The organism is Desulfosarcina sp., from assembly GCF_041551955.1.
GTDB lineage: Bacteria > Desulfobacterota > Desulfobacteria > Desulfobacterales > Desulfosarcinaceae > Desulfosarcina.
In genome coordinates, this window is record NZ_JBFELV010000567.1 from 1 (window position 1) to 2,657 (window position 2,657).

Consider the following 2,657-nt stretch of genomic DNA (forward strand, 5'->3'; position numbering starts at 1 on the left):
ATTAAAAAACCGGATAAAAAACACTGATAAAATTAAACACGCCGGTACAGATGGCGTGGTGCATACTTTCTGATTCGTAAGGGTACGGAAGCTTTCTCAAATCATGGCGTTGAAGTGATCCAAAACCTTTGCTGCGACTCACATCGAGCATCTGTGAAGAAATGTCCATGCCGTGGACATCCAGCCCCGCTTTACGGAAAAGAACAGAACCCAAGCCGGTGCCAATTCCGATATCCAATATCGATTGACCAGGCGTAACATGCTTGAAGGCAAGGCCGAACGCAACTTCGGGACCATACCAACCAGACGCTTCAGCTTCTTCATCATAGGTTTTTATCTTTGTAACCATTCTGACCATGATAAGATATTGATCCTTTGATACATCAAGAATTGGTATTCAAATTGGAATCAATTTAAGATCCAAATTTGGAAAAAGAAATAACCCTCTACTTATTACCATCAAATTCAATGGAAAACGCTTAGAATTTAATTATCGAGGGAACAGATACATTAAGACGATATTAGAACGTATCTCAAAAAAAGGATCAGGGTTCAGGGCTTTGATAATATTCACGGTACCACGTGAACCGCCATTTGGGCAAGATTTGGCCGTTGCGATTATTTTCGAACATCGTTGAAAATTACCAAGGCTGATATCTGCATGGTCGTTTGAGGTATGCCCAGTTTCGAAGTCCTTCATTTCATTTTGAATACCTGTACGTATCTGTATCGGGATATAAATTCCTGCAACCAGCCCCCACCACATGTGTATCACCAGACCAGTCAACAATCCTTAGGCAACCCAATCCCTGAAATTAAATACCCTGTTGTGGACACGAAAATTTGACCAAATGGGGACGGAAAAATTATTAGATCATTCTCATCACGAGTTGAAAAAATTAATTTAACAGAATGTTGCGCAGTTTTTAAATCAACGCATCAGCTGCAGGAATAAAAACGAATCCTCTATATAGCATCCCAATATATCATATAGATGCGTCACTTTCACAAAATTGAATGCAATGCAGAAATATCGTAATGCTGCGGTATATCCCTAACATTAATGTAAAATTTTTCATTTCCTTGAATTTGCCTGTTTGATTGAGTATGCTGAAAGCGACAGAAACACATGCACATTGGAACGAAAACAAGCCGGCTCGATAATTTTTGTGGCATATTGAATTCTCATCGTGCTGTGCAAAAACAACTCATTTCATGCAAAATTCGAATAATATATGGAGGATTGAGCGAATGATTTCTAAAAAGTCAAAACGCGTCTCGGTAAACGCAAAGGCCCTGACGTCGATCACTATGTATTTTTTTCTCGTGTGCTCGTTGGTGCTCGCTTCTGGGGCTGACATCCAAGCTGATTCTTTTCAAGCCGGCAGCATGCGGTTTTCTCTGATTGCAGGTTCCGGCCGTTCATTAGATGACAACTATGCGGTTATAGGGATGGGAGTCGGATATTTTGTTGTGGACGGATTGGAGGTCGGTCTTGATGGTGAGGCTTGGTTCGGAGGAGATCCGGATATTTACAAACTGAGTCCTCAGGTGAAATATGTACTGCCGCTACAGTCAAAGATTCGACCCTATGCAGGTGCGTTTTATCGCCGGACATTTCTCGACGGCTTTGATGATCAAAATTCTATAGGCGCTCGCGGCGGTGTTTATTTCATCTCTTCCCGCAACATGTCCTTCGGCGTCGGAGGGGTTTATGAATCATATTTAGATTGTGATGATAGCGTTGGCACATCATGCGATAATTTTTATCCGGAAGTCACCTTCGCATTTTCATTTTAAACACCTTGTGCGAAATGCCCTGCCATCTCCAACAAGCACCAGTCAGCCTTGATTACAGATATTCACAATCCAGTGATCCGACATCCTTCAGGGCGTTGGTGCAGGTTACAATACCACATCTTGTATTTCGTCAAATGTCAGTTGTATTGAGATAACCTTACTAATCATAAATTAAGGGAATCTGCCTGATATGCTTTGGTGATCCCCACGGTACCAGCTGAGCACCCATTTTGGCATTATTTGGCTCGTTGCGATTAATTTCGTACATTGTTATAAATTTCCGGAGCTGATATCTGCAAGATCGGTGGGATCAGTGAAATTTGCCAACCTTTTTCCCTGTGATAGCAAATTTAAAGTCAACTAATCATCGAAATAGGCCACCCACCGGTAAACCGAACACATCAAAATCTTGAAAAGGATTTCCCCGCATGAGATATTTTTGAGTTCCATTTTTTTGCAGTGTTTATGGTCAGCAACATAGCTTGAGGATTGTGAGTTAGGGAATTTTATTTTGAAAATATTCTACACCGACATATTCACCATCCCCCTGCCAGAAAGGCACAGCTTTCCCAAAGATAAATATTTATTGTTGCGAAAGCGGATATCAGCGCTTTTGGGTGATCAAGCGATCGATATGCAGGTTCCAGAACCGGCCTCCGATGAAGAGATCCTCCGTGCTCATAGCGCAGAGTATCTCCGTCGCTTGATTCAGGGTAACTTGACAAATAAAGAAATCCGGAGGGTCGGTCTGCCCTGGTCATCACAGATCGTGAGACGGACGCGTTATTCAGTTGGTGCTACCATCGCCGCATGCCGGGCGGCTCGATCAGAAGGTTTTGCTGTCAATATCGGAGGCG

General features: G+C 42.5%; 3 protein-coding genes and 1 pseudogene. 2 read left to right on the forward strand and 2 right to left on the reverse strand.

What is annotated here, in order from left to right; genetic code table 11:
* Position 1 precedes the first annotated feature (1 nt).
* Both ABYV26_RS24215 and ABYV26_RS24220 read right to left on the reverse strand, forming a co-directional pair.
* Positions 2–358 carry a class I SAM-dependent methyltransferase gene (locus ABYV26_RS24215; protein ID WP_372683916.1) on the reverse strand — a complete coding sequence of 119 codons (357 nt, stop codon included), beginning with the start codon at positions 356–358 and terminating at the stop codon, positions 2–4.
* Between the two features lie 132 nt (positions 359–490).
* Positions 491–766, reverse strand: a complete 276-nt coding sequence (locus ABYV26_RS24220; RefSeq protein WP_372683917.1) for a hypothetical protein — start codon at positions 764–766, stop codon at positions 491–493.
* Between the two features lie 485 nt (positions 767–1,251).
* On the opposite strand from ABYV26_RS24220, the gene ABYV26_RS24225 reads away from it, so the two are divergent.
* Together ABYV26_RS24225 and ABYV26_RS24230 are read left to right on the forward strand one after the other, a co-directional pair.
* Positions 1,252–1,800: a hypothetical protein gene (locus ABYV26_RS24225; protein WP_372683918.1), complete on the forward strand. Its 549-nt coding sequence runs from the start codon at positions 1,252–1,254 to the stop codon at positions 1,798–1,800.
* 511 nt (positions 1,801–2,311) lie between these two features.
* Positions 2,312–2,657: pseudogene (locus ABYV26_RS24230) on the forward strand (hypothetical protein); the annotation flags it as partial.

Bases quoted from the DNA above. Each gene is read 5' to 3' on its own strand.
- ABYV26_RS24215 (WP_372683916.1), bottom strand. From the start codon at position 358: ATGGTCAGAATGGTTACAAAGATAAAAACCTATGATGAAGAAGCTGAA.
- ABYV26_RS24225 (WP_372683918.1), top strand. From the start codon at position 1,252: ATGATTTCTAAAAAGTCAAAACGCGTCTCGGTAAACGCAAAGGCCCTG.
- ABYV26_RS24220 (WP_372683917.1), bottom strand. From the start codon at position 766: ATGTGGTGGGGGCTGGTTGCAGGAATTTATATCCCGATACAGATACGT.